Source organism: Variovorax humicola, assembly GCF_037889915.1.
Taxonomy (GTDB): domain Bacteria; phylum Pseudomonadota; class Gammaproteobacteria; order Burkholderiales; family Burkholderiaceae_C; genus Variovorax; species Variovorax humicola.
Window position 1 is genome coordinate 307,150 of record NZ_JBBKZV010000003.1, and the last position, 23,099, is coordinate 330,248.

Consider the following 23,099-nt stretch of genomic DNA (forward strand, 5'->3'; position numbering starts at 1 on the left):
CACAGAAGCAATGATTCAGTGGCTGGTTGCCTGCGCAAGGAGCCAGTCGCTGAACTGCTTCAACAACGGCGTCGGTTCGCCGCGGTCGGGCGTGACGAGGTAGTAGTTGCGTTCCCCCTCGAGCGGCCGCGCGCAGGCCACGACCAGATCGCCGCGCAGGAGCTCGTCCGCGACCAGCGTGGTCGGCATCAACGCGACGCCCAGGCCGTGCGCGGCACCGGCGGCGAGCATGGAGAACAACTCGTAGCGCGGGCCGCCGCGCGCGTTGGGCGCGTCCACTTGCTGCGCGTCGAACCATTGGCGCCAGATGTCCGGCCGCGTGCTTTGCTGCAGCAGCGGAAGCCTGGCGATGGCGGCTGGGGTCACCGGCTTGCCGCGCGGCAGCAGCTTCGGACTACACAGCGGCACCACGTCCTCCTGCAACAGCATCAGCGCGCGCGTGCCTGCCCAGTTCGCGACCTGCGCGGGCGTGCCGGCATACAGCGCGGCATCGAACTCGGCATCGGCAAAGAGAAAGGGGCGCGTGCGCGTCTCGATGTGCACCACCACGTCGGGCTGCAACTGCGCGAAGCCGGGCAGCCGCGGAATGAGCCAGCGCGTGGCGAAAGTCGGCACGGCCGCCAGCGAGATCGAGCCGCCTTCGCCCTGGTGCGCCATCGCGTCGAGCGTGTCGCGCTCCATTGCCTCCAGGCGCTTGGTGATCTGGCGCGCATAGGCCGCGCCGCTGGCCGTCAGTGCGACGCCATGGCGCGTGCGGCGGAACAGCGCCACGCCAAGGAACGACTCCAGCGTGCCGATCTGGCGCGACACGGCGCTTTGCGTCAACGACAACTCCTGCGCCGCGCGCGTGTAGCTCTCGTGGCGCGCGGCGGCATCGAAGCACACGAGGGTTTGCACTGGCGGGATTTTGCGGCGCATGTATGCCGGGAGTGTATGACTGGCGGCCCTGCTCTATCAATGAATGCTTGTGCCCACGCAGGCACAAGACATTCCTCAACCGCATATCTGGGTGCGAATAACTCGTTTGCGCCGCACTCCCTGCGCCGCTACGATCGGCCTCATTCCCTTTCCCCTTCAATTCCGGAGACAGCCCTCATGGCCACCAAAGCGCACTTCCACTGGGACGACCCATTGCTGCTCGACCAGCAACTCACCGACGACGAGCGCATGGTGCGTGACGCGGCCAACGCCTATTGCCAGGAGCGCCTGCTGCCGCGCGTGATCGAAGGCTTCCGCAGCGGCGTCACCGACCCCGCGATCTTTCGCGAAATGGGCGCACTCGGCCTGCTCGGCCCGACCATTCCCGAGGAATACGGCGGCCCCGGCCTCAACTACGTCTGCTACGGCCTGATCGCCCGCGAAGTCGAGCGCGTCGACTCCGGCTACCGCTCGATGGCCAGCGTGCAAAGCTCGCTCGTCATGGTGCCCATCAACGAATTCGGCACCGTGGCGCAAAAGCAGAAGTTCCTGCCCAAGCTCGCGACCGGCGAGTGGATCGGCTGCTTCGGCCTGACCGAGCCCGACCACGGCTCCGACCCCGGCAGCATGGCCACGCGTGCGAAGAAGGTGCCCGGCGGCTACTCGCTCACCGGCAGCAAGATGTGGATCAGCAATTCGCCGATCGCCGACGTGTTCGTCGTGTGGGCCAAGGAAGTCAGCGAAAGCGGCGCCGTCGGCCAGATCCGCGGCTTCGTGCTCGAGAAGGGCATGAAGGGCCTGAGCGCTCCAGCGATCCACGGCAAGGTCGGCCTGCGCGCCAGCATCACCGGCGAGATCGTGATGGACGGCGTGTTCTGTCCCGAGGAAAACGCATTCCCCGACGTGCAAGGCCTCAAGGGCCCGTTCACCTGCCTGAACAGCGCGCGCTACGGCATCTCGTGGGGTGCGCTCGGAGCGGCCGAAGACTGCTTCCATCGTGCCCGCCAGTACGTGCTGGACCGCAAGCAATTCGGTCGCCCGCTCGCAGCCAACCAGCTCATCCAGAAGAAGCTGGCCGACATGCAGACCGAGATCACGCTGGGCCTGCAAGCCAGCCTGCGCCTGGGCCGCATGAAGGACGAGGGCACTGCATCGGTCGAGATCACCTCGATCGTCAAGCGCAACAACTGCGGCAAGTCGCTCGACATCGCCCGTCTGGCGCGCGACATGATGGGCGGCAACGGCATCAGCGACGAGTTCGGCGTGGCGCGGCATTTGGTGAACCTCGAAGTGGTCAACACCTACGAAGGCACGCACGACATCCATGCGCTCATCCTGGGCCGTGCGATCACCGGAATTGCAGCCTTCGCGAACTGAGCCCGAGGCACCACGCCGCATGACCACAGCCTCACTCGACGGCATACGGGTTCTCGATCTGTCGCGCGTGCTCGCGGGACCGTGGTGCACGCAGATCCTCGCGGACCTGGGCGCCGACGTGGTCAAGATCGAGCGGCCCGGCACCGGTGACGACACGCGCACCTGGGGCCCGCCGTTCCTCAAGGACTCGAACGGGCACGACACCAACCAGTCGACCTACTTCACGTCCTGCAACCGCAACAAGCGCTCGGTCACGATCGACATGGCGACACCCGAGGGCCAGGTGCTGCTGAAGCAGATGGCCGCCCAAAGCGACATCGTGGTGGAGAACTTCAAGACCGGCGGGCTCAAGGCCTATGGCCTCGACTACGAAAGCCTGCGCGCCATCAACCCGCGCCTCGTCTACTGCAGCGTGACCGGCTTCGGCCATGACGGCCCGCATGCCACGCGCGCGGGGTACGACCTGATGATCCAGGCCACCACCGGCATGATGAGCATCACGGGCCGTCCCGACGAGGAGCCCGGCGGCGGGCCGCTGCGCGTGGGCGTGGCGCTCACCGACCTGTTCACCGGCGTCTATGCCAGCACCGCGATCCTTGCTGCCCTCCAAGTGCGCCACCGCACCGGCGAGGGCCAGCACATCGATATGGCCCTGCTCGACGTCGGCATGGCCATCCTCGCCAACCAGGCCAGCGCGTTTCTCAACACAGGCGTGGCGCCGCAGCGCCAGGGCAACAGCCATCCGAGCCTTGCGCCCTACCAGGACTTCCACACGAAGGACGGCGCGATGCTGCTGGCCATCGGCAACAACGGCCAGTTCTCGCGCTTCTGCGAGGCTGCGGGCTATCCGGAGTGGGCAGCAGATCCGCGCTACATCACCAACTCGCTGCGCGTCAAACACCGCGAGGTGCTGATTCCGCAGATGGAAGCCGTCACGCGCACGCGCACCACCGCCGCGTGGATCGCGCTGCTCGAAGACAAGGCCGTGCCCTGCGGCCCGATCAACAACATCGCGCAGGCCTTCGACGACGAGCAGGTCAAGTCGCGCGGCCTGGCCGTGGCGATGCCGCGCGATGCGGGCGACGGCATCCACAGCATCGTGGGCGTCGCGAGTCCGCTGCGGCTGTCGGCAACGCCGCCGGTGCTGCGGCATGCGCCTCCCGCACTCGGCCAGCACACCTTCGAAGTGCTGGCTGAACTCGGCGTCGATGCGGAACAGGCCGCGGCGTTACGGGCGTCGGGGGTGGTCTGAAACGGCACTCTGCGCAACATGCCGCGCAGAAAGCCGCGGCGGCTCCGGCGCCAGACACACTGACGCCGGCCGACCGCTATCAAGAGTTGTTCACCGCCGTGCAGGGCGCACGCGTCTTCCCGGACAGCAAGACCTTCGTCGATTGCGCCCCGCTGCAGGAGCCGGCCGAAATCCTGGCGGCCTACCGTGCGCAGTGCAAGGCCGCGGGCTTCGATCTCCAGGCCTTCGTCGGCCAGCATTTCGCGGCGCAGTTGCCCGAGCCGAGCGACTACGTGTCGGTGCCGGGCCAGCCGCTTTGCGCTCACATCGACGACCTCTGGCCCGTGCTCACGCGACATCCGCTCGAACATCCGCCGCGGGGCTCGTCGCTGCAGGTGCCCCATGCGTATGTCGTGCCCGGTGGCCGCTTCGGCGAGATGTACTACTGGGACTCGTACTTCACCATGCTCGGCCTTGCGGCTAGCGAGCGCGCGGAATTGCTGCACGACATGGTCGTCAACTTCGCGCACCTCATCGACACCTATGGCCATGTGCCGAACGGCACGCGCACCTATTACCTGGGCCGTTCGCAACCGCCGCTGTTCGCGTTCATGGTCGAGCTGGCGCAGAAGCTCGAGGGCATTCATGCGCTGGACTTCCTGCCGCAGCTTCGGCAGGAGCATGCGTGGTGGATGCGCGGCAGCGAAGGTCTCGCGCCGGGCAATGCGAGCCGTCGCGTCGTGTGCCTGCCCGATGGCCGATTGCTCAATCGCCATTGGGACGAGCGCGACGCCCCGCGCGAGGAAGCCTGGCTCGAAGACGTGACGACCGCACGCGAATCGGGCCGCGACCCCGCGCAGGTATATCGCCACCTGCGTGCCGCGGCCGAGTCGGGTTGGGATTTCAGCACGCGCTGGCTTGCCGAGGACAGGCCGCGCGACACAAGGGATTCGCTCGTCAGCATCTGCACCACCGACATCGTGCCGGTGGACCTCAACGCATTCCTCTACAAGCTCGAAACCACGATCTCGGCCATGGCCGAACAAGCGGGCGATTCGTCAGCATCTCGCGAATTCGCCCAGCACGCGCAGGCACGCAAGTCCGCAGTTATCGCACGAATGTGGGACGCGACTCAGGGCGCATTCTTCGACCACGACTGGCGCCTCGACCTACGGCGCTCTTGCCTCACGGCCGCTTCGGTAGCGCCGCTGTTCGCCGGCCTCGCCGAGCCGTCGCAGGCAGACGCGCTCGCGAAGACCATCGAACGTCGCCTGCTCGCCCCCGGCGGCCTGTCGACCACCGAATGCACCAGCGACCAGCAATGGGATCAGCCGAACGGCTGGGCCTCCTTGCAATGGATCGCGATGAGCGGATTCGATGCCTATGGCCACGAGAACCTCGCCCGCACCATAGCGCACCGCTGGCTCGCCACCGTGGCGGCGGTCTACGAACGCGAAGGCAAGCTGGTCGAGAAATACGCACTGCGCCAGGTCGAGCACGAGGTGACGACCGGCGGAGGCGGTGGTGAATATCCGTTGCAGGACGGGTTCGGCTGGACCAACGGCGTCACCCGCGCGCTGCTGCATGCGCATCCGCAGCACACGGCGCATGAATGCGTCGCGCACTCGGCGCACCCGATGCACCGATAGCGCTTGCCACCCTTCGATTCAACGCTCGCACGATCTCGCGCGGAGCTCCAGCGAATGTTCATCGCGCGGGTTCGACCTGGGAGATTCGGAGCGCACGCGCGTGGAGGAGTGGCGCAGCGTCGATGACTTCTTCACGCGGCGCCCACAACCCGGGGTGCGGCCGCTAAATTCCCTGCGGCGATCCGCTGGCCGAAGCATTCGCGCAAATGGCCTTCGCCTCTCGAGCGACCATCATGTCTAGCGGCTTTCCTCGCTACCTTTCGACCACGACTTCGCTGAACTGCATCTCCGGCGTCAGATCCGTGTAGTTGGCAATGTCCCCAAGGATTTCCTTGGCGTGTGGTCCGAACCCGGCCTGAAATGACTCCATCGAACTGGAGAAGATGTGGCACATGCCGACGTAGGGCGCAGGCGAGCCGGGCGCACCGCCGGCAATGCCCTTGTCGACTGTGTAGTACAGGCAGGCGTCCCCCATGCGCGCCTTTATAAGCGGCATGTGCTTGTCGCGGTAGTAGGCATGGTCGAACCGCGCGCCGGGCTTGTTGGGGTACATCACGCTGACCTTGATCATGCTGTGTCTCCTGGTTGTTGAATGGGCACCGAAGTCTACGAGGGACAGGCCCGCGGCGGAACTGTCACCCCGCGCTCGCGGCATCGTGGCGCCAGGCCGGCAACCTGGCGCCGCAGTCGCAGCAATACAGCGCACTCGGCGAATGGCCTTCGCTCAGGCATTCGTGGCAGGTGCGCGTTGTCGTGCGCGTTGTCGTGCCGCGGGCACTCTGCCGCTGCGCCGTGAACTCGGCGCTCACGATGCCGGTCGGCACGGCCAGCGTGCCCCACCCAAGCAACATCATCACCGAGGCAATCATGCGCCCCGCGCCGGTCTTCGGCGCGATGTCGCCGAAGCCGACCGTCGTCATCGTCGTGATGGCCCAGTACACGCCGACCGGGATGCTCGTGAAACCGTGCGCCGGCCCTTCGACCACATACATCAGCGTGCCCATGACCACGACCACCATCAGCACGAACGACATGAACACGAGGATCTTGCGCCGCGACGCGGCCAGCGCCTGTCCCAGCGCGCCGTATTCGGCCACGTACTCGGTGAGCTTGAACACGCGGAATACGCGCAGCAGCCGTAGCACCCGCACGTCGATCAACGCATGCAGGCCCGGCACGAAGACGGTGAGGTAGGTGGGCAGCAAGGCCAGCAAGTCGATGATGCCGAACACACTGCGCGCGTAGCGCAGGGGCCGTCGCACGCAGTAGAGACGCACGATGTATTCGAGGGTGAACGCCGCCGTCACGACCAATTCGAACAGCCTCAGAGCGAACGCATACTCCGCATGGATCGCGGCCATGCTGTCGAGCACCACGGCCGCCACGCTGGCCAGGATCACAGCGATCAGCACCATGTCGAAGAGCCTGCCGGCACGCGTGTCGGCCTCGAAGATGATGGTGTAGAGCTTCAACCGCAGACCCGCGGTCGGCTTGCCGAACAAGGCCGGATCCGGGTTTTTCGGTGGCGACGAACTTGCCATGCGGGCATGGTATGCCAGCGGGCGATGGTTGCGCTACAGCGTGCTCGCGATCCGCCCCAGCCGCCGGATCGCGTTGTCGACGGCATCGTCATAGGGCCAGCCGCAATTGATCCTCAGAAAGTGATTGGTGCGCTGGCTGTTCGAGAACAGCAGGCCGGGCGCGACCGCAATGCCCTCGCGCAGCGCCACGTCGAACACATCGGCTGACGAGCACATCCCCGGCAGCTCCACCCACAACTGCAGCCCGCCATTCGGCAGATTGAGCCGTGTCCCTGCAGGAAAGTACCTTGCAATCGCTTCGGCCGTGCGTTCGCGCTGCACACGCAAAGCCGCGCGAAGGCGGCGCAGATGGCGGTCGTAGGCGCCGCTGCCCATGAACTCTCCCGCACCGATCTGCGAGAGCACTTCGTTGTGGCGCGACAGCGTGTACTTCAGCATTTCAACGCGAGCCTGCCAGCGGCCCGCCGAAATCCAGCCGAGCCGCAAGCCGGGCGCGAGGATCTTGTGCAGCGATGCGCAATGGATGACATTCCCGCCGCGATCCCATGACTTGATTGCGCGGGGCATGGTGTCGACATCCAGCAGCTCGGTGTAGGTATCGTCTTCGACCAGCGCCACGCGCCGGGATTCGCAAAGCCGCACCAGCCGTTCTTTGTGCGCATCGGGCATCACGCTGCCCAGCGGGTTCTGCAAGTGCGGAATCACGACCACGGCCTTGATGTCGTCGTAGGCCTGAAATGCGAGTTCCAGCGCCTCGACGGAAAGGCCAGTCTGCGGACTCGTCGGAATCTCCAGCGCGCGCAGGCCCAGGCTTTCGAGCACTTGCAGCAACCCGTAGAACGTTGGCGACTCCACGGCGATCGTGTCGCCGGGTTGCGCCACCGCACGTAGCGCAAGGTTCAGCGCCTCGATGCAACCGTTGGTGACCAACACTTCCTCGGGCGACAGCGTCATGCCCGAAGAGACCGCACGCTTGGCCAGCGCAGTACGAAAGTTCAGGTCCCCTCGCAACGGCGGTGCGCCCGAGAGCAGTTCGGGCCGCAGGCGCAATGCGCGCGCCATGTTTGAACGCAAGGCTTCCGCCGGATAGAGCTGCGGCGCGGCGCGTGCGGTCGACAAGTTGACCTTGACGTCGGCCGCCCGCCGGCGCGCGACGAAGTCCGACACGCGTGCGTGGATGCCGACGTACTGGGCCGGATCGAACGAAGTGCTGGCCGCAGGCTCGCCCATCGGCATCATTTGAAGGCGCTGCGGCTTGCGCACGAAGTATCCCGAGCGGTCGCGTGCCTCGGCCCAGCCATCGGACTCCAGCGTGCGGCAAAGCTGCAACGCGGTGGACAGGCTGATGTCATGCAGCCGCATCAAACTGCGCAACGATGGCATGCGCTCGCCCTGCGCAAGCGAGCCGGCTTCGATTGCGCCGCGGTAGTGCGCAGCAAGGCGGCGGTAGAGCGGCGGCGCGGACGGCGATGGCGGCATGTGCGATGGCATGTGCATGACCCCGATCGTTGCGAAATCGGGGTCTGGAATACAGATGCAGTTGGTGCGAAAAATCACCATAACAGACGGTGCGCGTCGCTGTCTGTTCTGCTTGCAATGGCAAAGCCTGTGTCTGTTCTTGCGCTGCCTTCCCACCGAATATCAAGGCATCGCATCAAGGAGTTTTCAATGACCTGGACCGCCTCCACCACTATCCGATTGCAGCGCGGAGAAGCACTGCACCTGCCTCTCGATCGATTCACGATGCTGCGTGTCGACTCGGGCCAGGTCGTGGTGCGCGAACCGCTGCGCTGGCTCGGCGATTCGGTGGTGGCGCCGGTCGTCACGCTTTCGTCTGGTCACGGCCATCAACTGGAGCACGGTGGCTGGGTCGAGCTTCGAGCATTGTGCGGCGATGTCACGATTCGAAGCCATCGGCCGTCGCCGTGGTGGTACGCGGCCTGGCAGGCGCTGCGCCTCAGCGGACCCTGGCCGCGTATCCGCCCTCGATCCAGGCTTGCGCGCTCGCCATCGTCAGCTTGAACCCCGGCGCCACGCGCGCCTCACCAAGCTGAGCACCGGACTCATCCTGCGCGGTGAGCACGGCATGCGGGTTGTCTTCATCCGGCACGATCTGCAGCGCCACGCGAATACGCTCCGAACCCACGCCGACGCTGACATGCTTGTTGAGCTGCGCATGCAACTGCTGCTCATGCCGGCGCAACACCTCGCTCGCGGTCTTCACCAGGGTGTGGAAGGCCGGCGCATCCAGCGGCTTCGGGTTCTTCTTGTCGCGGCCCATGGTCCAAGGGCCGACCAGCGCAGCCTCCGCCTCCCCCTGGCGGGTCATCGACACCGCCCAGCCATCGTCTTCCTCGTTCTTGATCACGCGCGCGGTCCAGAGCGCGTCGCGCCAGAGACGGGGTTCCTGGATGGTAGTTGTGTCGCCAGTGTCTTCGTCAGAAGAAAGGAAAATATCGGTCATCGGGTTTTTCGGGAATGGGCTGGAAGCTTAGCGCCTGCTCGCCTCGATCCTCTGCTGCCGACTACGCTACGCTGTCGGCTTTTCGCTGTCGGCCGCGCTGCTTGCCGGTCGATTCAGGTTTGGTTCACATTACTGAAGGATCTTTCGTGCTCAAAGCGATCCCCACTGCTCTCGCCGCTGCGCTCGCAGCCACCGCCCTGAGTGCCGCCGCGCAAGTCTCGGTCAACATCAACGTACCCGGTGTCGTGCCGGTACCGGGGGTCGTGCAACTGGCACCGCCCCCGCCGCGCTATGAGCCTGTGCCTGTCGTGCGGCCCGGCCAGGTCTGGGCGCCCGGGCACTGGCAATGGACCGGACGCGAATACGCATGGCGCGGCGGCTATTGGCAGTCCGCTCGGCCGGACTACGCCTACGCGCCTGGTGCATGGGTACGCGTGGACAACGGCTGGCGTTGGCGCGAAGGCGACTGGCACCGTGCCGAGCGCCGCGAAGAAAAGCGCGAGCGTCACGGGGAACGCTATTACGACCACGGCTATCACTGCCCGCCCGGCCAGGCAAAGAAGGGCAATTGCTGATCTGCGTGACCAGGCTCGCCCGTCAAGCCAAGCTCTTCAAAACACCGACAACCCGGTCTTCCCCACGAACAACTCCAGCGCCTTCATGCCCAGCAGGGAGTTGCCCGTGGTGTCGAGCGCGGGCGACCATACCGCGAGCGTGAGCCGGTCCGGCACCACGGCCACGATGCCGCCGCCGACGCCGCTCTTGCAGGGCAGACCGATCGAGAAGGCCACGTCGCCGGCCGCGTCGTAGGTTCCGCAGGTCAGCATCAGCGAGTTGATGCGGCGCGTCTGCCGCTCGGTCGTGACGGCGGCCAGGCCATCGACCGGATGCGCGCCATCGCGGCACAGGAAGCCCGCGGCACGCGCCAGTTGCACGCAGCTCATGCGAATCGAACACTGGTGAAAGTACATGCCGAGCACCGGGCCCACGTCGTTGTCGAGCTTGCCGAAGCTCTTCATGAAGTTGGCCAGCGCGATGTTGCGGAAGCCCGTCTCGGCTTCCGATGCGGCCACCTCTTCATCGAACGCGATCGGCTCGCCGGCCAGGCTCGACATCAGCGCGAGGATGTCGGCGCAGGCGTCGCCCAGGCTCACCAACCGATCGGCCACGGCGATCGCGCCGGCATTGATGAACGGGTTGCGCGGCTTGCCCTGCTCGCTCTCCAGTTGCACCAGCGAGTTGAACGGGTTGCCCGACGGCTCGCGGCCGATGCGCTCCCACAGGCGCTCGCCCAGGTGCTGCATCGCAAGCGTGAGCGTGAACAGTTTCGACACGCTCTGGATCGAGAACGGCGTGGCCGCATCGCCCGCGCAGGCCTCTGCGCCAGCGCAGGTACGTAGCGCAATGCCGAATTGCGCGGCCGGCACGCGTGCCAGTGCGGGTATGTAGCTGGCCACCGTGCCGCCGGCGCCGAGCAGCGGCCGTATCTCTGCGTTGATCTCGTCGAGCACGGCCTGGAAATTCACGGGTTCTGTCATGGGCTGGTGTTCATGCAATCTGCGTGAGTATGTCGCGCACCCGGTCGAGCGACGGGTCGATGTCGAGCGAGTCGATGGCGCCGAAGCCCATCAGCAAGCCCTCTTGCGGTGGCGTGAAATGAAAGAAGGGCGCCAGCGGATACAGCCCGACGTCGACGCGCCGCGCCAGCGAGATCAGCAGGCCGATGTCCACCGGTTGCCTGCACAGCGCCGCCATGTGAAAGCCCGCCGCCGGCACCACCACCTCGAACCACGGCGCCAGGTCGCCTGCGAAGCGCGCGATGAGCTTCTCGCGCCGCAGCGCATAGGCCGCGTGGCAGCGCCGGATGTGCTTCACCAGCAGCCCATCGTCGATGAACCTGGCGAGCGCCCATTGCTGCATTGGCGGCGTGTGCGAGTCGGTCAGGTGCTTGGCCGTGGCGACCGCGTCGCGGATCGACGGCGGCGCGACCAGGTAACCCAATCGCAACTGTGGCGACATCGTCTTCGAGAAGGTGCCGACGTAGGCGACCGTGCCTCGCGTGTCGAGGCTGAACAGCGTTTCGGTCGGCCGGCCTGTGTAGCGGAATTCGCTGTCGAAGTCGTCCTCGACGACCACCGCGCCCAGCTCCTGTGCGCGCCGCAGCAAGGCAATGCGGCGCGCCTGGCTCACCGGCATGCCGAGCGGAAACTGGTGCGCCGGCGTGACGTAGATGAAGCGGGTGCCGGCCGGAATCGCATCGACCACGATGCCTTCGTCATCGACCGGCACGCCGACCACCCGCGCGCCTTGCGCCTCCAGCAGATAGCGCATCGGCGGATAACCGGGTTCCTCGATGGCGACCACGCTGCCCGGCGACACCAGCACGCGCGCCACCAGGTCGAGCGCCTGCTGCGCGCCGGCCGTCACGATCACGTCGTCCGCCGCGCACTGCACGCCGCGCGAGAACGCGATGTGCCGCGCGATGGCTTGCCGCAGCGCCGGCAAGCCTTCTGCCGGCCCGTAGAAGCCGCGCGACTTTGCGCTTTCGCGCATGGCGTGACTCATGCAGCGGCGCCAGTCCTCGGCGGGGAACAGCGCGGCCGAGGGCGCGCCGCCGATGTACTCGAAGCGCGCCTGCGCGTCCTGGATCGCGTGCCGCAACGGCGTCGCCATGCGGCCCCATTGCGCGGCCACGGCCGCACCGGCCAGGTCCTCGGTGCGCTGCGGCGCCGGCCGGGTCGCCATGCCCTTGCTTACAAAAGTGCCGATGCCGGTTCGCCCCACCAGCAATTGGTCGTAGGTCAGCCGCGCATAGGCCTCGGCCACGGTCTTGCGCGACAGCCCGAGCTGTTCCGCGAGCAGGCGCGTCGGCGGCAATTGCTCGCCCCCGGCCAGCCGGCCCGATCGGATCGCGTCCTTGAGCTGGCCGTAGAGCTGGCCCGTCAGGTCCTTCCTGCCCTCGATCACCACATGCAGTTCCACGCGTGGACTCCTCGATCTGCCGCGCATTGGCCACCTTGCCGAGGCCGTCGCGCTCGCACAATTCTCCCCATACCCCATCAACTTCCGGATCACACCATGGAACCCCGTCTCGACTTCTACAAAGCCTCTCCCGATGCCGTCAAGGCGATGCTCGGCCTGCAAGCGTCCATCAGCAAGCTCGGCCTCGATGCCGGCCTGCTCGAACTGGTCAAGCTGCGCGCGTCGCAGATCAACGGTTGCGCCTACTGCGTCGACATGCACTCCCTCGAAGCGCGCAAGCGCGGAGAAACCGAGCGGCGCCTGTATGCCGTGGCCGCGTGGCAGGAGTCCCCGTTCTTCACCACCCGCGAGCGCGCCGCATTGGCCTGGACCGAATCCCTCACGCGCGTCGCCGACACCCATGCACCCGACGCCGACTATGCGGCCCTGTGCGCCGAGTTCAATGAGCGCGAGCGCGTCGACCTCACGCTGGCCATCGGCGCCATCAATGTGTGGAATCGCCTGGCGATCGGCTTCCGCTCGGTGCCGGCCGCGTGAGCTGAGCAAGCTTGGCCATGCGCTGCCGGGATGGGCCGACAACAAGACGGCGCATGAATACCGACTTGCCGTGGCCACCGCCATCCAACCCGTCGAAGCCTGGCCCCCGCCGGGCTTCGGCAAGGCGGATAGGCGAGCTGCAGCGACACGACGGATTCCGGCCGCCGTCGGACGGGTTTCCCCGCTGTGGCCTAATGTCGCCCGGACATTTTTTTACCGGAGCCCCTACATGCCTACCACTTTCAGAACCGAGGCCGAGCGCAAAGCCTCGCCCAAGCCCACGCCCGCACCGGGCTACACGCTGCCCAAGTCGGGCACAGGCCAGAAGCGCAGCCTCGAGCGCGGTACCGCCACCCGCAGCAAGAAGAACCCCGGCAAGCGCGCCAAGAAGGGCGGCTGAAAGCCCCTCGGACATCAAGCCGCCCCCGAGGCGGCTTTTTTTGCGTCTGCGGCTGGTGCCCTGCGCCGATTGACCATCACGATTCCCAGTCCCACGCCCGACAGTGCCAGTACCAGCCGCAGCGTCAGCGGCTCGCCCAGCATCATCACGCCGAACGCCAGCGCGAACAGCGGCGTCAGAAAAGTGAACGACGACATCTGCGTGGCAGGGTAGTGCCGCAGCAGCCACATCCACGTGAGGTAGCTCGCAAACGCGCCAACCGCGGTCTGCAGCGCAATCGAACCCCAGGCCATCGCCGAATACGACAAGCCCCAGGTCTCCCCGAGCGCCAGCGACAGGAACGGCGACACGGCCGCCGTCACGGCCACCTGGTAGAACAACGTTTTCTCGGCACTGGCCGTCGCCAGCCTGGTCGCGCGGATGGACAGCGTGGTCAGTCCCCACAGCATGCCGGAGGCCAGCGCCAGCAAGTCGCCGCGCAATTGCGTAGCGCTGCTGTGCCCGAAGCTCTCGCTGAAGGCCAGCACCACGCCGCCGAAGGCGAGCGCCAGGCCCACCCACTGCCAGCCCCGCAACTGCTCCGAGGGCGCCCAGCGCGGCAGGAACAGCGCGACCCAGAATGGCGAGGTATAGAGAAACACCGTCAGCCGCGACGCGGTGGTGTTTTGCAGGCCCAGGTAGATGCAGGAGAACTCGCCCGCGAACAGCAGCCCCGCGAGCAGGCCGCCCGGCAGCGTGCCATCACGGTCGAACAACGGCACGCCGCGCGCCCGGCACCAGAGCCACAGCAGCACCACCGCGCCGGCCATGCGGATCGACGCCTGCCAAAGCGGCGGCACTTCGACGACCGTGGTCTTGATGAGGATCTGCTGCAACCCCCAGAAGGCACAGCATGCGACGAGCAGGCTGATGGCGAGGGTGTCGAGATGGGTCTTGCGTTCGATCATTTCTTTCTTGCGTTCACTTGGTCATCATTCACCGGATACGGTGCTCGGCCCCGCACGCCGACCAACAGGTCCGGCACCACGGTTTCAACATCCTTCGCGCCGCGCGCCGCGTGTTCCAGCCGCTGCGCCAGGTCTCGCGTCGGCACGCAGCCTTGCAGATAGACCCAGCGTCGCTGCACCATCACCCACACGCTGGCACGCTTCAGGCCCGGCACCGTTGCCAATGCCTTGCGCACACGCGGCGCCACATCCTTGTCATAGCGATACGCATTGCTGTCTTCGCAGCGGTGCTCGAGCCAGCAACTGGTGCCGCGCTCCAATCGGCTGTGCATCTGCGTGCGTCGTTCGGCCTCGGTATAGAACGGTCCCAACGGCACGGGGCAACCGGGCAGTCCGGATGCGATCTGGAAGAAGGGGTCGTCGAACCAGTTGCGCCGCTCCGCGGGCGTGTCGCTCGTCACCGGCGCCGCGCCAACGGTTCCTGCCACCAGCCACGCCAGCCACGCCATCCACGCGAGCCGGCACGAGCCGATACGGCAACGGGTCATGCATCGATGGTAGCCGCGCACCGCAATCGCTGCTGGTGCAAACTCGACGCATGCATACGGCCATTCCCGTCATCGACATCTCGCCGCTCGCATCCCGTGATACGGCGCAACGTGCGCGCGTTGCGGCCGAGGTTGGCGCTGCCTGCCGCGACGTCGGCTTCTTCGCCATCACCGGCCATGGCGTTGCCCCCGCACTGCTCGCCGACGCCTTCGCCGCCGGCCGCGAGTTCTTCGCGCTCGACAGGGCTGCCAAGCAGGCCATCGCCATCGGCAAGCTCGGCCACAACCGCGGCTATGTCGACTTCGGCGCCGAGGCGCTCGACGAGAAGAAGGGCGCCGACCAGAAGGAAGCCCTCAACTTCATCTGGACCGACGAGCAGACGCGCCCGCCCAATGCGTGGCCGCCGATCGACGGTTGGCGCCCGCGCGTGCAGGCGTATTTCGATGCCGCCCTGGCCGCGGCCCGCATGCTGCACGCGGCCTTTGCCACCGACCTCGGCCTGGCGCCGGACTTCTTCGACGGCAAGATCGACCAACCCATGGCCACGCTGCGTTTCCTGCACTATCCGGCGCCGGCAACGGGCGCGGTGGCCGAAGGCATCGGCGCCGGCGCCCACACCGACTACGGCAACGTGACGCTGCTGGCCACCGACGGCGTTGCCGGCCTGCAGGTCCGCCCCCGCAACCGCGACTGGATCGACGCTCCCGCATTGCCGGTCGGCGCCTTTCTCTGCAACATCGGCGACTGCCTCATGCGCTGGACCAACGACGTGTACGTGTCGACACCGCATCGCGTGCTGCGCCCCGCACGCGAGCGCTATTCGATCGCGCTGTTCCTCGATCCGAACCCGGACGCACTGGTCAGCGCGATTCCATCATGCGTGCCGGCGGGCGAGGCGCCGCGCTACCAGCCGATCACCGCGCAGGCGTATCTGCAATCGCGCTTCGACGCGACCTACAAGCGCACATAGGTCGTCGATTCAAAACCGTTGCTCCACCGCACGTCGCGCGACCCGCGACAGATGAAACCGGCGCCCTCAAATACCAGGGATACCGCGGAACCGGCTTTGCCGGGCCGCTGGTATCGCCCCCTTCGAGGGGGAGGCGCCGCAGGCGCTTCGGGGGTGGGTCATTTCCACCGCGGAACCGGCTTTGCCGGGCCGCTGGTATCGCCCCCTTCGAGGGGGAGGCGCCGCAGGCGCATCGGGGGTGGGTCATTTCTACAGCGGGTGCTCCGTATAGAAACGCCCACCGTGAAACAGCAGCGGTGACGCGCCCACGCGCATGGTGCATCGCTCAACCTCGCCGACGAAGATCACGTGGTCGCCTTCGTCGTACCGGCTGCGGTTGAAGCACTCGAAGCTCGCCGCCGCGCCGTCCAGCAAAGGCGCGCCGCCAAGCCCTTCGGCGAACGTCACATCGGCCCATCGGTCCATGCGCTTCTGCGCAAAGCGCTCGGCCAGTTCCTTCTGGTTCGCGGCCAGGATGTTGATGGCGTAGTGCGAGCCGGTGTCGAGCGCCGGCATCGACCCCGACGACCGCGCCAGGCTCCACAACACCAGCGGCGGCGTCAGCGACACCGAGTTGAACGAGTTGGCCGTGAGCCCCACCAGCGAGCCGTCGGCCGCCCGCGCCGTGACGATCGTGACGCCCGTGGCAAACATGCCGAGCGCATCGCGGAATTCGTCGGGCGAGAAGGAGGGCGCTTGCGCCTGGGAGGGAGCGGTCACGAAAAAGGCTGGAAACAAGGGGAATTGCATTCTGGCCGATCGCAACCGGTCCGACAGCCCCTTGTCGAAAGCCTCGACGCCCCCAGTTCCCAAGGACGTTCAACGCCGATCTCATGGAGCTCGAAATGTCCGACCCCCCTTCACAACTGGCCCAGGTCAATCAGAAGATCGTTGCCGAGGGCGAGCAGCTTCCGGCCGTCAAACTCAAGGACGGCACGACGGTGCAAACCGGGACTGTCGCGACCATGCTGCACAACGTGGCTCGCTACAACAGCGGCGAGCGAGGCGAGATCGAGAAGGAGCTCGCGTTGTCGGTGCCGACGCTCTTCAAGGTCGGGCTCTTCGAACTATTCCCCGTCGAGGATTGGATCGCTGGAACGAATCCCGGTCGGCGATTCGTTGGCCTGGTTGCACAGGAAGCGCTTTTGGCGCGCGGCGACCGCGCTGCTGAAACCGATCCGCCCTGGTGCTAGCCAAAGAACCAGTAGCACACGGCAATGGCTGCGACGACGCCCGCCAGCTCCGCCGCCAGCGCGCACGCCACCGCATGCCGCGCCCGCTGGATACCGACCGCACCGAAGTACACCGCCAGCACGTAGAACGTGGTCTCGGTGCTGCCCTGGATGACGGCCGCAGCCAGCGCGGGAAAACTGTCGACTCCCTGGCTTTTCATCGTCTCGATCAGCATCGCGCGCGCCGCACTGCCGGAGAAGGGCTTGACCAGCGCGGTCGGCAGGGCGTCGACGAAGCGCGTGTCCCACCCGCCCTGCGTCACCACCCACCGGATGCCGCCGAGCGCAAAGTCGAGCGCGCCCGATGCGCGCAGCACACCCACCGCACACAGCATGGCCACCAGGTACGGCAGCAGGTTCTTCGCCACATCGAAGCCTTCCTTCGCGCCTTCGATGAAGCGCTCGTACACCTTCACGCGCCGCAGTGCGCCGGCCAGCAGGAACACGATCACGATGCCGAACAAGGTCAGGTTGCCGAGCAGCGAAGACAACGCAGCCAGCGCCGCTGACGACAGCGTACCCAGCAACGCCATGAAGCCGCCGAGCACCAGCGCACCAGGCACCAGGTAGGCCAGCACGATCGGATCCCACAGGCGCAGGCGCTGCACCAGCGCCACCGACAGCAACCCGACCAGCGTCGACGCGCTGGTCGCCAGCAGGATCGGCAGGAACACCAGCGTCGGGTCGCTCGCGCCTTGTTGCGCGCGGTACATGAAGATGGTCACCGGCAGCAGCGTGAGCGACGAGGCGTTCAGCACCAGGAACAGGATCTGCGCATTGCTCGCCGTGAGGCCGCTCGGGTTCAGGGTCTGCAACTCGCGCATCGCCTTCAGTCCGATGGGCGTGGCCGCGTTGTCCAGCCCCAGCGCATTGGCCGCGAAGTTCATCGTGATGAGGCCCAGTGCAGGATGGCCCGCGGGCACCTCCGGCATCAACCGCCGGAACAAGGGGCCCAGCAAGCGCGCCAGCCAGCCGACCAGCCCAGCAGCCTCCGCGATGCGCAGCAGGCCAAGCCACAGCGTCAACGTGCCGAACAGCAGCACCATCACCTCGACCGCGAGCCGGGCCATCGTGAACAGGCTCTCCACCACGGTCGCGAACACGGTCGCGTCGCCGCCGATCAGCCAGCGGCCGAACGATGCCACCGCCGCGACGAGAAAGAATCCGAGCCATAGCCCGTTGAGCATGCGTTGTCCCTTGCTGAAGATGCCGGCCGATCATAGGGGCGAGCCCAGTGGCTGCTTTCCGCGTGCGGCATGAATCGGGACACACGACAAAAGGCCGGGTGATCGTGCGTGACGATCACCCGGCCTTTCCTTGAGCTGCGCATCCGAAGCTGGATGCCGCTGCGTATTTGCCGAGGCCGACCTGCGGCATCGCGCAGGCTCAGCCTGTCAGGCCTGTTTAGGCCTGTTTAGGCCTGTTTAGGCCTTGCGCACGGCGCGACGTGCCGGCTTGGCATCGACAGCGACTTCGGCCATTTCTTCAGCGGCGACAGCCATGCGGGCTTCGACAGCCTTGGCGCCTTCGGCAACCTTGTCGGCGATCTTCGTAGCCAGCGAAGCGATGGGCGCGTTCAGCGTGCGCACTGCGTCGAAGTTGGCGAGCTTGATGGAGGATTCAACGCGGGCAACGGCGTTTTCGACCGATTCGATGCCGCTGGCGGCGCGCGTCGAGATCGCATCGATGGCTTGGTCAGCGCGATCGTAGGCAGCTTGCACGCCCTTGAGCATGTAGCCAGCCAGCAGTTCCTGGGCGTTCACCAGTTCCGACTTGATCTGTTCGTTGACCATGGGGATCGAACGAGCTTCCAGGACCGACGCGAAACGGGTCTTGGCGTCGCCGAGCACGCGCTCGACGGTGGCGCGATAGGCCTGGTTCAGGGTCTTGCCAGCAGCGCTGTACTGGGCGACGACGTGGTTGGCGGTGTTGGCGAGGGATTGGTTCGACATGATTCTTTTCCTTTGGGGGTTCAAGTTGGTATGCATGAATCTTCTCGCCGAAGGCCTAGTCGGCAAAAGCTAGATATGTCGGATAGTTGGAGCAGATGCTCTAAACCCCGGCCGCAAATCCGAAGCCCTCGATCGGCGCCGCATTGCCGCTGATCAACTCGGCCATCGCCTTGCCGGAGCCCGCGGCGTGCGTCCAGCCCAGTGTTCCGTGGCCTGCGTTGACCCATAGCTTGCCGACGCGCGTGCGGCCGATGTACGGGATGTTGGTCGGCGTGGCCGGGCGCAGGCCAGTCCAGAAATTCGGCTGTCCCCCTTCGGCCTCGCTGCGCGTGTCGCATACACCGGGCAGCACCTGCTCGATGCGTTGGGCCAGCATGCGGCAGCGCTGGCGCGCCAGCGGCGTGTCGAGCGCATGGTCGTAGCCGCTGAGCTCGATCGTGCCGGCCACGCGCAGGCGGTCGCCGAGCCGCGTCATCGCGCACTTCACGGTGTCGTCGATGGTGCTGATCCAGGGGGCGCCCTCGGGCTTTCGCAGCGCGAAGGTGGCGCTGTAGCCCTTGCCGGGGTAGATCGGCAGGTCGACGCCCACCGTGCGCAGCAGCGGCGCGCTGTAGGAGCCGCAGGCAACGACCACGGCGTCGGCGCGCAGCGTCAGGTCGTTCTGTGCCGAACCCGGCGTCGAGCCGCCCGTCACCTCGACCGATTCGATCTCGCCGCCCGCCTTGTTCAACCGCAGCACGCGTCTCCCGAACAGCATGCGCGCCCCGCGGGCCGCGCAGCGCCGTGCCAGCGCCTGCGTGAAGACGCACGCATCGCCCGATTCGTCGCTCGCCGTGTAGGTGCCGCCGACGATGTGTTCGCCGAAGCTGCGCAGCGCCGGCTCGATGGCCAGCAACTCGTCGCGACTCACCACCCGCCGCTCGATACCGTAGGGCCGCATCAAGGCAGCCGCATGCGCCGCGCCGGCCAGCGATTTCTCGTCGGTGAAGTAATGCGCGATGCCGCGCTCGAGCCGGTCGAATTCGATGCCGGTGCGGGCCACGACCTCCTTCAGCGCGAGATGGCTGTAGCCTCCCAGCGCGATGATCTGCGCCACGTTGCGCGCAAATGCGGCATCGTTGCACTGCGTCAGGAACTTCAGCCCCCAGCGCCACTGTTGCCAGTCGAAGCGCGGCCTGAAGAGCAGCGGCGCGTCGTTGCGGAACATCCACTTCAGCAACTTGGCCGGTGCGCCCTTGTAGGCCCATGGTTCGCAATAGCTCACCGAAATCTGCCCCGCGTTGGCGAAGCTCGTTTCCATGGCCGCATCGGGCTGGCGGTCGACGACGGTGACGTGATGCCCGCGTTCGAGCAGGTACCAGGCAGTGTGGATGCCGATCACGCCAGCGCCCAGGACGATGACTTTCATCCGCCGATTCTCCCCGCAGCTTCGAGAAGGGCTTGTGGCCGCCCGCGCGGCGCGGCTGCCCGGTCAATCGATGTCGATGGTCAGCGTCGGGTTGAACGTCGCCTGCTCGCCCTTGCTGCGGTAGCCCAGCGGGTTGGCGACGACGCGGCACCCGTCCTTCACGTAGTCGAAGGCGCAATGCAGGTGGCCGTGCAGCCAGACCTTGGCCAGCGGCAGCAACTCGTCGAGCGAATTGCAGAATCCGGCGGTGCCCGGCGACAGCCCGTAGCGCGGATCGGCGCTCGCCAGCGTCGGGGCGAAGTGCGTGACCGCTACCGTCGTGCCGTCGAACGGTTCAGCCAATGCATTGCGCAACCAGGCCTGGCACAAGAGTGAGTGCTCTCTCAGGGCCTCGGACATGAAGGGCCGACCGCCACGCGTCGTGGCCGCTGTGGCCAGGTAGTGATCGGCGGCGCGCATGGCTTTGCCGCGCGCTTTGAGCACCTCGGTCATGCCTGCCGCAGGGTCGACCAGTGCGTCGAAATCGCTCCAGAGCGTGGTCCCGACGAAGCGGACGCCATCGATCTCCAGCGTCTCGCGCTCCAGCCAGAGGATGCCGAGGGCGTCGCACCACTCGCGCAGGCGACTGTGCACCGCGTCGAAGTCGTCGCTGTCGTATTCGTGGTTGCCGGGCACGTAGATGACCGGCGTCGGCCAGCCCTTGCGCGGCGAGAACAGCCCAAGCCCGAAGTCCGGGCTGTCCAGGCGCGTGCCCTGCTGGTAGGAGCCGATGTCGCCTGCCAACACCAGCAGGTCGGCTCCGGCCGCAGGCTGCGGCACGAAGTGCGGATGCGATTCGAGGTGCAGGTCTGACAGCAACTGAAGCTTCATTCTGGCAGTCTAGACCGTCTGTGCACTATGTCCGGTTCTCGCCAGACAAGGGAACGGCGGATGCGTTTATGTGTTTTGTGCATGACTCTGCCGTTGAAAGATAGGGGAAAACCCTTAATCTTGGTTCATCAACACTTCAACGCGAGCTTCGGCCGCGCTCTTTCATGTTCTCCCTGTTCGGTCAACTGCTCCGTTTCTTCCGTCCCGCTCCTGCAGCAGTGCCTTCGAGCTATGCCGCGATGCTGTTCGAGAGCGCCGACTCCCGCGCCGGCCTGAGCCTCCGCCAAGCGCACGAACTACGTGCCGCCGCCAGCGCCTGGCTGAGCGTCGTCAGGTAATTTCGGCGGCAAGCCGGCGCCGGCAGGAGGCGCCTCGGCGTTGGGCGAAAACGCCACCCCGGCCGCCCGCACCAGCGCATCGCGCAGCCACTCGTGCGCATGGCCATGCTGTGCCCGCCGGTGCCACACCGCGTCGACGTGCACCAGTGGCTGGTCGAAGGGCAGGTCGCGCAGCACCAACTGATCATCGAAGCCGGTCACCTTGACGAAATGGCGGGGCAGCACCGTCAGCAAGTCGGTGTTGGCCACCACCCGTCCGGCCGTGAAGAACTGGTTGACCGTGACCACGATGTGCCGCTCCCGCCCCAGCGCTGCGAGCGTCTGCTCGATGAAGCCATAGGGCCGCCCGGAGAAGCTCACCAGCAGGTGGCGCGCCGCGCAGTATTCGTCGAGCGTCAGCGGCTTCTGCGCCAGCGGATGGTCCTTGCGCATCACGCACACGTATTGCCCCACATAGAGCCGTTGCGCCTCGAACGGCGCGGCCGTGCCCGACTGGCCGCGCGCCGTCAGGCTGGCCAGCACCGCCGGGAAGTAGCCGACGGCCATGTCCGCGCCCTCGCTCTCCAGCAACTGCCGCGGATCCCGTGTGGTCAGCGGTACCACGCGGATCGACACGGCAGGCGCCTCGCGCTGCGCCATCTGCACCAGCACAGGAATCAGCTCGGCGGCGGTCGCGTCGGCCATGGCCAGCACGAAGGCCGTGTCGGCGGTGGCAGGGTCGAAGTCGCTCGGAGCCAGGGTGTGCTGCAGGTGTCGAAGCGCATCGCGGATGGTGGGCCACAGCGCCAGCGCGCGGGGCGTGGGCTCCACACCGGCACCGGAGCGGCGCACCAGTTCGTCGCCAAGCACTTCGCGCAGGCGGCGCAGCGCATTGCTCACGGCCGGCTGCGTCAGCGACAGATTGCGTGCGGCCCGCGTGAGATTGCGCTCGGCCATGACCTCGTCAAAGACGCGCAGGAGGTTGAGGTCCAGCGTGCGAAAGTTGACGTTCATCATCGTGGTGAATGATAAGCATCAGAAATATAAAGTGGCCATGCACTAGGGAAATCCCTAGTATCGAGTCATCTGCTAACGCTCACGCAATTTTGGAAGGGAATCATCATGACCGGCTTCGTCAACGCAAACCACCCCACAGTCCACCCCGGCGTCCAACGCGCCGAGGTCCTGTTCGACATCGTCAATGGCAGGTCCATGCGCGGCAGCACGCGCCATGTGATTGCCTTCCTGCTGGTGGCGGCGCTTGCGTCGACACTGGCGGTCGCGGAAGCCCTGGTTGCGAACTGGGACGAAGGCAACTTGCTGACCGCATGGGCAGTGCTCTGCGCCGCGCTCTTCGCCGGTGTCGCACTCTACAGCGACTTGCTGGTAGCGGGTGCGAAACGCGTCGCGGCCTGGTTCCGCGCCGGCGCTGAACGCCGCGCCAGCGCGCGCGCCGACGCACAGTTCCTGGCAGCCGCCGATCGTGACCCGCGCATCATGGAAGAATTGCGCGCTGCAATCGCGCGCAGCAAGGCCGAGGACGAAACGACCGATGTCGCCCCTGCCGTCAGCCTGCTGTCGAAGATGACCGGCGCGCATGAAACGCCTTCGCTGTACGTCGCAATGAGCCGCGTGCAGTCGGGACAATTCCACTGAGCAACTGACTGTCACACACAAGAAAAAACCGCCCGAGGGCGGTTTTCTTCTGTCTGCGGA

At 66.4% G+C, this 23,099-nt stretch carries 24 protein-coding genes; 9 read left to right on the top strand and 15 right to left on the bottom strand.

What is annotated here, in order from left to right:
* Positions 1-15: 15 nt before the first annotated feature.
* Positions 16-918 carry a LysR substrate-binding domain-containing protein gene (locus WKW80_RS08405; RefSeq protein WP_340363103.1) on the bottom strand — a complete coding sequence of 301 codons (903 nt, stop codon included), beginning with the start codon at positions 916-918 and terminating at the stop codon, positions 16-18.
* Between the two features lie 177 nt (positions 919-1,095).
* Between WKW80_RS08405 and WKW80_RS08410 the strand changes: the two genes are divergently transcribed.
* From WKW80_RS08410 to treF, 3 genes are read left to right on the top strand one after another with little or no spacing between them, the layout of a single operon-like run.
* Complete coding sequence (locus tag WKW80_RS08410) at positions 1,096-2,295, top strand: acyl-CoA dehydrogenase (RefSeq protein ID WP_340363104.1); 1,200 nt, start codon at positions 1,096-1,098, stop codon at positions 2,293-2,295.
* A gap of 19 nt (positions 2,296-2,314) precedes the next feature.
* A complete protein-coding gene (locus WKW80_RS08415; protein WP_340363105.1) occupies positions 2,315-3,547 on the top strand; it encodes a CaiB/BaiF CoA transferase family protein in 1,233 nt (410 codons plus the stop codon).
* A complete protein-coding gene (gene treF, locus WKW80_RS08420; RefSeq protein ID WP_340363177.1) occupies positions 3,544-5,175 on the top strand; it encodes an alpha,alpha-trehalase TreF in 1,632 nt (543 codons plus the stop codon). The genes WKW80_RS08415 and treF overlap by 4 nt, the downstream gene beginning before the upstream one ends.
* A 253-nt stretch (positions 5,176-5,428) precedes the next feature.
* Here treF and WKW80_RS08425 read toward each other — a convergent pair whose 3' ends face one another.
* The 4 genes from WKW80_RS08425 to WKW80_RS08440 form a co-directional block, all read right to left on the bottom strand.
* Positions 5,429-5,746, bottom strand: a complete 318-nt coding sequence (locus WKW80_RS08425) for an EthD family reductase (RefSeq protein WP_340363106.1) — start codon at positions 5,744-5,746, stop codon at positions 5,429-5,431.
* 64 nt (positions 5,747-5,810) lie between these two features.
* The gene (locus WKW80_RS08430; protein WP_340363107.1) at positions 5,811-6,716 is read right to left on the bottom strand and encodes an ion transporter; all 906 of its coding nucleotides are present in this window, start codon (positions 6,714-6,716) and stop codon (positions 5,811-5,813) included.
* A 33-nt stretch (positions 6,717-6,749) separates the two neighbouring features.
* Positions 6,750-8,213, bottom strand: coding sequence for an aminotransferase-like domain-containing protein (locus tag WKW80_RS08435; RefSeq protein ID WP_340363108.1), 1,464 nt, complete (start codon positions 8,211-8,213; stop codon positions 6,750-6,752).
* 460 nt (positions 8,214-8,673) lie between these two features.
* On the bottom strand, positions 8,674-9,180 hold the full coding sequence (locus WKW80_RS08440; RefSeq protein WP_340363109.1) for a hypothetical protein: 507 nt from the start codon (positions 9,178-9,180) through the stop codon (positions 8,674-8,676).
* A 146-nt stretch (positions 9,181-9,326) separates the two neighbouring features.
* Between WKW80_RS08440 and WKW80_RS08445 the strand changes: the two genes are divergently transcribed.
* The gene (locus WKW80_RS08445; protein WP_340363110.1) at positions 9,327-9,755 is read left to right on the top strand and encodes a hypothetical protein; all 429 of its coding nucleotides are present in this window, start codon (positions 9,327-9,329) and stop codon (positions 9,753-9,755) included.
* A 36-nt stretch (positions 9,756-9,791) separates the two neighbouring features.
* Here the strand turns inward: WKW80_RS08445 and WKW80_RS08450 are convergent, their stop codons facing one another.
* Both WKW80_RS08450 and pdxR read right to left on the bottom strand, forming a co-directional pair.
* Positions 9,792-10,718, bottom strand: coding sequence for a glutaminase (locus tag WKW80_RS08450; RefSeq protein ID WP_340363111.1), 927 nt, complete (start codon positions 10,716-10,718; stop codon positions 9,792-9,794).
* A 10-nt stretch (positions 10,719-10,728) separates the two neighbouring features.
* Positions 10,729-12,162 carry a MocR-like pyridoxine biosynthesis transcription factor PdxR gene (pdxR, locus tag WKW80_RS08455; RefSeq protein ID WP_340363112.1) on the bottom strand — a complete coding sequence of 478 codons (1,434 nt, stop codon included), beginning with the start codon at positions 12,160-12,162 and terminating at the stop codon, positions 10,729-10,731.
* Positions 12,163-12,258: 96 nt separating this feature from the next.
* On the opposite strand from pdxR, the gene WKW80_RS08460 reads away from it, so the two are divergent.
* Positions 12,259-12,699, top strand: coding sequence for a carboxymuconolactone decarboxylase family protein (locus tag WKW80_RS08460; RefSeq protein ID WP_340363113.1), 441 nt, complete (start codon positions 12,259-12,261; stop codon positions 12,697-12,699).
* Positions 12,700-12,928: 229 nt separating this feature from the next.
* Entirely contained in the window at positions 12,929-13,099 is a 171-nt protein-coding gene (locus WKW80_RS08465) for a hypothetical protein (protein ID WP_340363114.1), read from the top strand.
* 14 nt (positions 13,100-13,113) lie between these two features.
* Here the strand turns inward: WKW80_RS08465 and WKW80_RS08470 are convergent, their stop codons facing one another.
* Positions 13,114-14,046, bottom strand: a complete 933-nt coding sequence (locus WKW80_RS08470; protein WP_340363115.1) for a DMT family transporter — start codon at positions 14,044-14,046, stop codon at positions 13,114-13,116.
* On the bottom strand, positions 14,043-14,594 hold the full coding sequence (locus WKW80_RS08475; RefSeq protein WP_340363116.1) for a BON domain-containing protein: 552 nt from the start codon (positions 14,592-14,594) through the stop codon (positions 14,043-14,045). Before WKW80_RS08475 ends, WKW80_RS08470 begins: the two co-directional genes overlap by 4 nt.
* 50 nt (positions 14,595-14,644) lie before the next feature.
* On the opposite strand from WKW80_RS08475, the gene WKW80_RS08480 reads away from it, so the two are divergent.
* Positions 14,645-15,565 carry an isopenicillin N synthase family dioxygenase gene (locus WKW80_RS08480; protein WP_340363117.1) on the top strand — a complete coding sequence of 307 codons (921 nt, stop codon included), beginning with the start codon at positions 14,645-14,647 and terminating at the stop codon, positions 15,563-15,565.
* A gap of 249 nt (positions 15,566-15,814) precedes the next feature.
* Here WKW80_RS08480 and WKW80_RS08485 read toward each other — a convergent pair whose 3' ends face one another.
* Positions 15,815-16,354 carry a flavin reductase family protein gene (locus WKW80_RS08485; RefSeq protein ID WP_340363118.1) on the bottom strand — a complete coding sequence of 180 codons (540 nt, stop codon included), beginning with the start codon at positions 16,352-16,354 and terminating at the stop codon, positions 15,815-15,817.
* 95 nt (positions 16,355-16,449) lie between these two features.
* Between WKW80_RS08485 and WKW80_RS08490 the strand changes: the two genes are divergently transcribed.
* Entirely contained in the window at positions 16,450-16,797 is a 348-nt protein-coding gene (locus WKW80_RS08490; RefSeq protein ID WP_340363119.1) for a DUF7709 family protein, read from the top strand.
* On the opposite strand, the gene WKW80_RS08495 is transcribed toward WKW80_RS08490, so the two are convergent.
* The 5 genes from WKW80_RS08495 to WKW80_RS08515 form a co-directional block, all read right to left on the bottom strand.
* Entirely contained in the window at positions 16,794-18,023 is a 1,230-nt protein-coding gene (locus WKW80_RS08495; RefSeq protein ID WP_340363120.1) for a nucleoside recognition domain-containing protein, read from the bottom strand. The two genes, WKW80_RS08490 and WKW80_RS08495, sit on opposite strands and share 4 nt — an antisense overlap.
* Positions 18,024-18,260: 237 nt before the next feature.
* A complete protein-coding gene (locus tag WKW80_RS08500) occupies positions 18,261-18,788 on the bottom strand; it encodes a hypothetical protein (RefSeq protein WP_340363121.1) in 528 nt (175 codons plus the stop codon).
* 100 nt (positions 18,789-18,888) lie between these two features.
* Entirely contained in the window at positions 18,889-20,196 is a 1,308-nt protein-coding gene (locus tag WKW80_RS08505; RefSeq protein WP_340363122.1) for a D-amino acid dehydrogenase, read from the bottom strand.
* 63 nt (positions 20,197-20,259) lie between these two features.
* The gene (locus tag WKW80_RS08510; RefSeq protein ID WP_340363123.1) at positions 20,260-21,066 is read right to left on the bottom strand and encodes a metallophosphoesterase; all 807 of its coding nucleotides are present in this window, start codon (positions 21,064-21,066) and stop codon (positions 20,260-20,262) included.
* A 296-nt stretch (positions 21,067-21,362) separates the two neighbouring features.
* Complete coding sequence (locus WKW80_RS08515) at positions 21,363-22,397, bottom strand: LysR family transcriptional regulator (protein ID WP_340363178.1); 1,035 nt, start codon at positions 22,395-22,397, stop codon at positions 21,363-21,365.
* Between the two features lie 108 nt (positions 22,398-22,505).
* Between WKW80_RS08515 and WKW80_RS08520 the strand changes: the two genes are divergently transcribed.
* Positions 22,506-23,039, top strand: coding sequence for a hypothetical protein (locus WKW80_RS08520; RefSeq protein ID WP_340363124.1), 534 nt, complete (start codon positions 22,506-22,508; stop codon positions 23,037-23,039).
* The last annotated feature ends 60 nt before the right edge of the window (positions 23,040-23,099 follow it).

Coding starts and splice junctions, on each gene's coding strand:
- WKW80_RS08505 (WP_340363122.1), bottom strand. CDS start 20,196: ATGAAAGTCATCGTCCTGGGCGCTGGCGTGATCGGCATCCACACTGCC.
- WKW80_RS08495 (WP_340363120.1), bottom strand. CDS start 18,023: ATGCTCAACGGGCTATGGCTCGGATTCTTTCTCGTCGCGGCGGTGGCA.
- WKW80_RS08475 (WP_340363116.1), bottom strand. CDS start 14,594: ATGACCCGTTGCCGTATCGGCTCGTGCCGGCTCGCGTGGATGGCGTGG.
- WKW80_RS08515 (WP_340363178.1), bottom strand. CDS start 22,397: ATGAACGTCAACTTTCGCACGCTGGACCTCAACCTCCTGCGCGTCTTT.
- WKW80_RS08410 (WP_340363104.1), top strand. CDS start 1,096: ATGGCCACCAAAGCGCACTTCCACTGGGACGACCCATTGCTGCTCGAC.
- WKW80_RS08490 (WP_340363119.1), top strand. CDS start 16,450: ATGTCCGACCCCCCTTCACAACTGGCCCAGGTCAATCAGAAGATCGTT.
- WKW80_RS08430 (WP_340363107.1), bottom strand. CDS start 6,716: ATGGCAAGTTCGTCGCCACCGAAAAACCCGGATCCGGCCTTGTTCGGC.
- WKW80_RS08450 (WP_340363111.1), bottom strand. CDS start 10,718: ATGACAGAACCCGTGAATTTCCAGGCCGTGCTCGACGAGATCAACGCA.
- WKW80_RS08485 (WP_340363118.1), bottom strand. CDS start 16,354: ATGCAATTCCCCTTGTTTCCAGCCTTTTTCGTGACCGCTCCCTCCCAG.
- WKW80_RS08435 (WP_340363108.1), bottom strand. CDS start 8,213: ATGCACATGCCATCGCACATGCCGCCATCGCCGTCCGCGCCGCCGCTC.
- WKW80_RS08480 (WP_340363117.1), top strand. CDS start 14,645: ATGCATACGGCCATTCCCGTCATCGACATCTCGCCGCTCGCATCCCGT.
- WKW80_RS08470 (WP_340363115.1), bottom strand. CDS start 14,046: ATGATCGAACGCAAGACCCATCTCGACACCCTCGCCATCAGCCTGCTC.
- WKW80_RS08500 (WP_340363121.1), bottom strand. CDS start 18,788: ATGTCGAACCAATCCCTCGCCAACACCGCCAACCACGTCGTCGCCCAG.
- WKW80_RS08520 (WP_340363124.1), top strand. CDS start 22,506: ATGACCGGCTTCGTCAACGCAAACCACCCCACAGTCCACCCCGGCGTC.
- WKW80_RS08510 (WP_340363123.1), bottom strand. CDS start 21,066: ATGAAGCTTCAGTTGCTGTCAGACCTGCACCTCGAATCGCATCCGCAC.
- WKW80_RS08405 (WP_340363103.1), bottom strand. CDS start 918: ATGCGCCGCAAAATCCCGCCAGTGCAAACCCTCGTGTGCTTCGATGCC.
- WKW80_RS08460 (WP_340363113.1), top strand. CDS start 12,259: ATGGAACCCCGTCTCGACTTCTACAAAGCCTCTCCCGATGCCGTCAAG.
- WKW80_RS08415 (WP_340363105.1), top strand. CDS start 2,315: ATGACCACAGCCTCACTCGACGGCATACGGGTTCTCGATCTGTCGCGC.
- WKW80_RS08465 (WP_340363114.1), top strand. CDS start 12,929: ATGCCTACCACTTTCAGAACCGAGGCCGAGCGCAAAGCCTCGCCCAAG.
- WKW80_RS08425 (WP_340363106.1), bottom strand. CDS start 5,746: ATGATCAAGGTCAGCGTGATGTACCCCAACAAGCCCGGCGCGCGGTTC.
- WKW80_RS08440 (WP_340363109.1), bottom strand. CDS start 9,180: ATGACCGATATTTTCCTTTCTTCTGACGAAGACACTGGCGACACAACT.